Annotated in this window: 5 protein-coding genes; 1 reads left to right on the forward strand and 4 read right to left on the reverse strand. The window is 58.7% G+C overall.

Annotated elements, in window-relative coordinates; translation table 11 throughout:
- Positions 1 to 120 precede the first annotated feature (120 nt).
- A complete protein-coding gene (locus WCA53_RS11710; protein WP_423909620.1) occupies positions 121 to 1,665 on the reverse strand; it encodes a 2-isopropylmalate synthase in 1,545 nt (514 codons plus the stop codon).
- A 702-nt stretch (positions 1,666 to 2,367) separates the two neighbouring features.
- Between WCA53_RS11710 and WCA53_RS11715 the strand changes: the two genes are divergently transcribed.
- Positions 2,368 to 3,402 carry a fimbrial protein gene (locus tag WCA53_RS11715; RefSeq protein WP_423909623.1) on the forward strand — a complete coding sequence of 345 codons (1,035 nt, stop codon included), beginning with the start codon at positions 2,368 to 2,370 and terminating at the stop codon, positions 3,400 to 3,402.
- A gap of 61 nt (positions 3,403 to 3,463) precedes the next feature.
- Here the strand turns inward: WCA53_RS11715 and pssA are convergent, their stop codons facing one another.
- The 3 genes from pssA to ilvC form a co-directional block, all read right to left on the reverse strand.
- Positions 3,464 to 4,330: a CDP-diacylglycerol--serine O-phosphatidyltransferase gene (gene pssA / locus WCA53_RS11720; protein WP_423909626.1), complete on the reverse strand. Its 867-nt coding sequence runs from the start codon at positions 4,328 to 4,330 to the stop codon at positions 3,464 to 3,466.
- 60 nt (positions 4,331 to 4,390) lie between these two features.
- Positions 4,391 to 5,035 carry a phosphatidylserine decarboxylase gene (locus tag WCA53_RS11725; protein ID WP_423909629.1) on the reverse strand — a complete coding sequence of 215 codons (645 nt, stop codon included), beginning with the start codon at positions 5,033 to 5,035 and terminating at the stop codon, positions 4,391 to 4,393.
- 120 nt (positions 5,036 to 5,155) lie between these two features.
- Positions 5,156 to 5,900, reverse strand: a 745-nt coding sequence (gene ilvC, locus WCA53_RS11730) for a ketol-acid reductoisomerase (protein WP_423909634.1), incomplete at its 5' end; no start/stop codon positions are given.

Consider the following 5,900-nt stretch of genomic DNA (forward strand, 5'->3'; position numbering starts at 1 on the left):
GCATTTGTCCGTGGATGCCAGGAAAGGATCAATCCCAAACCGGCAAAAAAAACGGCTCTCGCTTCTGGCGAGAGCCGTTGACCGGATCGAAAGGCGCGTAGTACACGCCTCTCATTCACTTCAAGAAAGCTGCGGATTCAGTTTCTCGACCTTCGAGTCCAGCTTGTTCAGCGCCGCGAGGTAGGCCTTCGCGGAAGCCGCGACAATGTCCGGATCGGTGCCGACACCGTTCACGATCCGGCCGCCCTTCGACAAGCGCACCGTCACTTCGCCCTGAGCCTGGGTGCCGGTTGTGATCGCATTCACGGAATAGAGCACCAACTCGGCGCCGCTCGTGACCTTCGACTCTATGGCGTGCAAGGTGGCATCGACCGGGCCATTGCCGCGCGCTTCACCCTGCACTTCCGTGCCATCGACGGCGAAAACCACGCGTGCGTGCGGCTGCTCGCCGGTTTCCGAATGTTGTGCAAGCGACACGAAGCGGAAAGTTTCCTTCGCCTGCATTTCCGCCGACTCTTCTGAAACGATCGCCAGGATGTCTTCGTCGAAGATTTCGGATTTGCGATCGGCGAGTTCCTTGAAGCGCACGAACGCTGCGTTCACTTCGGTTTCCGATTCCAGCGACACGCCGAGGTCTTCCAGGCGCTGCTTGAATGCGTTACGCCCTGACAGCTTTCCGAGCACGATCTTGTTGGCCGACCAACCCACGTCTTCGGCGCGCATGATTTCGTAGGTATCGCGCGCCTTGAGCACGCCGTCCTGGTGAATGCCCGACGCGTGTGCGAACGCGTTCGCGCCAACCACGGCCTTGTTCGGCTGCACGACGAAGCCCGTAATTTGCGAGACGAGCTTTGACGTCGGCACGATGTGCGTGGCGTCGATACCGACGTCGAGCCCGAAATAATCCTTGCGCGTCTTGAGCGCCATCACCACTTCTTCAAGCGCCGTATTGCCCGCGCGTTCGCCCAGGCCGTTGATCGTGCATTCGATCTGCCGCGCGCCGCCAATCTGCACGCCCGCCAGCGAGTTCGCGACCGCCATGCCGAGATCGTCGTGGCAATGGACTGAGAAGATCGCCTTGTCGGAATTCGGAATGCGTTCGCGCAAGGTCTTGATCAGGTTGCCGTAGCCTTCCGGCACGGCGTAACCGACCGTATCGGGGATATTGATGATGGTTGCGCCTTCATCGATCACCGCTTCCAGGACCCGGCACAAGAAGTCCAGATCCGAACGGCTGCCGTCTTCCGGCGAGAACTCGACGTCGTCGGTGAACTTGCGAGCGAAACGCACGGAGAGACGCGCTTGCTCGAAGACCTGCTCGGCGGTCATGCGCAGCTTCTTTTCCATATGCAGCGCCGACGTGGCGATGAACGTGTGGATGCGGAAGTGGTCGGCGGGCTTCAGGGCGTCGGCGGCGCGCTGGATGTCCTTGTCGTTTGCGCGGGCGAGCGAGCAGATCGTGCTGTCCTTGATCAGGCCGGCGATCGTGTGAATGGCGTCGAAATCGCCGTTTGAACTGGCCGCGAAGCCAGCTTCGATCACATCGACCTTCATCCGCTCGAGCGCACGGGCGATGCGAATCTTTTCTTCCTTCGTCATCGATGCGCCGGGGGATTGCTCGCCATCGCGCAAGGTGGTGTCGAAAATGATGAGTTTGTCTGCCATGTCGGGCTCCAGTGGGGGAGTTTTAGCTTTGTGAGAACGGGGAAGAAAGGCGCAACGAAATTCGGGTGTTCGCGCCACCGCTGGCGTCGAAAACCACGAACGAGCAGACGGGGGGCGGGAAGCTTAGCGCGGCAGGCGCGCTAGTAGCGATAGCACGCGTAGCGGCGCACTGGCTAGAAGAAACGAAGAGAGGGGTGAGGTGCAAAAATTCATCGGCAAACTATAGCGGCATTTTCACAAGCGTGCAATTAGGCTTTGCAATAGCGGCGATTGACGTTCTCAAGGGCGATCGCCGCGGCGACGCACCAGTAATCGTCAGGAGCCGATTCGAAGATTTCACATCTCCGATTGCGTGGTCCTTTCTCCGCCGTCCCTGACGGCCTCTGACGGCCTCTGAAGGCTCAGTATCCGACCCCTTCACCCGCGAAAGCGAAATGCTGTGTGACTGCCTTCGGGATTGACTGATTCAAGCCGTCCGATGCATCGTCATTGGAGTCAGCGATCAGTAACGTACGCGCGATAAGCGGATTCGTCGTACCGGCAATTCAAGACGCCTAGTGTCGAACGAAATCCCCCAGCCTGCAATAACGGCCTCCACGCTAGAGAATCGCAATGTCACGATATGACAGCAATGCAACAAGAAAGACAACAGCGCAATGCAACGGCGTATTGCACCTCGTATGTACCTTGATAAAACGGTGTATGAGTTCGCGTAAATTCTGGTTTGAGGCCGGGATAATCTTGTTTGCAACGATTCTTGCCACGCCGGCACATGCGGAAATGAAATGCGAAGTCGACAATGTCAACAAGGTACTGACAGCGGGCGTGATATCAATCCCGAAGGGCACATCGATAGGCTCAACGGTAAGTACGCTTCCTGCTGACACATTTCAAATCCGGTGCTACTTCGCAGATGTGAGTCCGAAGTCAACATCCGGAACGATCCTTATCCATCTCAGCACGGCAACAGCGCTTGTACCCGGGTTCAGCGACGTTTACCTGACAACTATCGCTGGGCTGGGTATTAGATATCAGTTCACCTCGTCCGAGTGCACGCCCGCTAGCGCAACGATGAGCAATGGAGAGATAGTGATCCAATGTCCTTTTAGTGGTCCCCTTGGCGGACCGTTCATGTATAAGGACGTGCAGGTTACCGCCAGTTTCGTCGTCATTGGCGCTATCAAGGCCGGCGCATCCACCTTCTCAAGCGCCCCGATCGTGAAAATAACGCTCGAGACGTTAGGGATCTCGGGTACTTGGAGCAAGTCGCCACTCTACACCGGGGTTGGTACTGGAACGTTGAGCACCGCTACGTGCTCAGTCCAGACCGACGCGCTGGCTGTTCCGCTCCCAAACATCACTAATCGCGCGCTATCGAGTGGAGTCGGAACGACTGCCGGTCGAAAAACATTCGGCCTGAGTTTCACTTGCGCGAGCGGCGCGCAGGTCTCCATTGTCATCACTGATGCCGTCAGTCCGTCGAATCGCTCAAACGTTCTGACGCTAGCGCCTGATTCGACGGCGAGAGGAGTCGGCGTTCAAATTTTGAAGGATAAAGATGTTCCGGTGTTGTTCGGCCCGGATGCGGCGGGACCGGGCGTGATGAATCAATGGCTAATCGGCGCTTCACCCAACGGCACGTTGCTGTTGCCGCTGTCAGCACAATACATTCGGACCGGCGACGTGACGCCCGGCTCGCTGCGGGCTTTGGCAACATTCACGATGTCTTACAACTAGCCGAGCCGGCAATTTGGACAAAGCAGCGGGAATGCGCCGCACGCATTCAAAGCCCCTCCTTTCAATGTGCTTTCTCCGATGACCTGGCCGGATTTGGCCGGCCGCGCATGGCCATGTATCCCCACCAGACGTACCCGGAAAACCCGTAAAGCACGAACAAGCCGAACAACATCAACGGCGGATCCGACGATACGAGCACAAACGCCACGACAACCAGCAACACCCCCGCGAACGGCACGCGGAACCGTACGTCGAGTGCCTTGCCGCTATAAAACGGCGCATTGGAAACCATGGTCACACCGGCATAAATCGTCAGCGCAAACGCCACCCACGGCAGCCAGACCAGTTTCAGCGGCACGCGGTTATCGGTGGCGAGCCACACGAAGCCTGCGATCAACGCCGCCGCCGCCGGGCTCGGCAGGCCCTGGAAATAGCGTTTATCGACCACGCCTACGTTCGTATTGAAGCGCGCCAACCGCAACGCCGCCCCCGAGCAATACACGAATGCCGCGAGCCAGCCCCAGCGCCCCAGATCCTTCAGGATCCATTCGTACATCACCAGCGCTGGCGCAACGCCAAAGGAAACCATGTCCGACAGACTGTCGAACTGCTCCCCAAACGCGCTTTGCGTGTGCGTCATGCGGGCGACGCGCCCGTCCATCCCATCGAGCACCATCGCGACGAAAATCGCGATTGCGGCGACTTCAAAGCGCACATTCATGGCCTGGACGACCGCGAAGAAACCGCAAAACAGCGCAGCGGTCGTGAACGCGTTGGGCAGCAAATAGATGCCGCGCTTCCTCAAAAACTGTTGCCGCTTGGCCCGCCGCGTTTCCACTGCGCCAATATCCTGCGATGCCTTGTTGCGCCTGAATGCGCGCGGAGGCGTTACCGTGCTCCGCGTCCGGCGCGGTTTAAGTGCCGCCATCGAGTCCCCCGTTGTGCAGCCTGGTTTTACGGCGTTGCCTGCGTTCAGGCGTGAAAAACATCACTCGGCAAACTCGGCAAGAATCGTGGACGACGCCGACACTTTCTCGCCGATCGCAACACGCGGACGACTGCCAACGGGCAGGTACACATCGACACGGGAACCAAAGCGGATAAAACCGTAGCGCTGGCCGCGATTGAGCGGTTCACCAACGTGGACGTAACACAAGATACGCCGCGCAATAAGGCCCGCGATTTGCACCGACGTCACCGTATGCCCCGACCCCGTCTGGATCACGATGGCGTTGCGTTCGTTCTCGGTGGACGCTTTATCGACGGCGGCGTTCAGGTACGAGCCCGGGAAATACTGAACCTTGCTGATCGCGCCGTCGACCGGCGAGCGCTGCGAGTGGACATTGAACACGTTCATGAACACGCTGATCTTCAGCGCCTCGCGATCCGCGTAAGGATCGTGCGCGGTTTCCACGGCGACGATACGGCCGTCGGCAGGACACAGCACCGCGTTGGCCTGGGTCGGAATGGGCCGCGCCGGATCACGGAAAAATTGCACGACGAAGATCGTGATGAGCCAGAACGGCCATGCGAAGGCAAAGCCGCCGATGGCCTGGATCAACACGGCAACGACAGCCGCAATGGCAATAAACGGCCAGCCTTCGCGCGCGATGATCGGATGTGGATAGTTCATGAACGAGGTCTATGTTTTGTAAAACCGTAGGATAGCAAAAGCCGTCCGGGGCCAAGCGACACCCGGACGGCTTTCGGTCAATGCTACGACCAGCGCATGACGCCGATCGTTCAAGCTTTCTTAGTTCTTCGACTGATCGACGAGCTTGTTTGCAGCAATCCACGGCATCATCGCACGCAACTTCGCGCCCACCACTTCAATCTGATGCTCGCTCGTGATGCGGCGGCGCGACTGCAGCGTCGGCGCACCCGCCTTGTTTTCGATAATGAAGCTCTTCGCGTACTCGCCGTTTTGAATTTCGGTAAGAACCTGCTTCATCGCCTTCTTGGTTTCTTCCGTCACGATCTTCGGACCCGTCACGTATTCGCCATATTCGGCGTTGTTCGAGATCGAGTAGTTCATGTTGGCGATACCGCCTTCATAAATCAGGTCGACGATCAGCTTCAGTTCGTGCAGGCATTCGAAGTACGCCATTTCCGGCGCGTAACCCGCTTCCACCAGCGTTTCGAAGCCGGCCTTGATCAGATCGACCGTACCGCCGCACAGCACGGCTTGTTCGCCGAACAGGTCGGTTTCCGTTTCTTCGCGGAAGTTCGTTTCGATGATGCCGGCACGGCCGCCGCCGTTCGCCGCAGCGTACGACAGAGCGATGTCACGTGCTGCGCCCGACTTGTCTTGCGCCACGGCGATCAGGTGGGGAACGCCGCCGCCTTGCGAATACGTGCTGCGAACCGTGTGGCCCGGCGCCTTCGGGGCGATCATGATCACGTCGAGGTCGGCACGCGGAATCACTTGGCCGTAGTGAACGTTGAAGCCGTGCGCGAATGCCAGCGCCGCGCCTTGCTTCGCGTTGCCGTGCACTTCC

This window comes from Caballeronia sp. (assembly GCF_049581465.1).
In the GTDB taxonomy this organism is placed as follows: Bacteria; Pseudomonadota; Gammaproteobacteria; order Burkholderiales; family Burkholderiaceae; genus Caballeronia.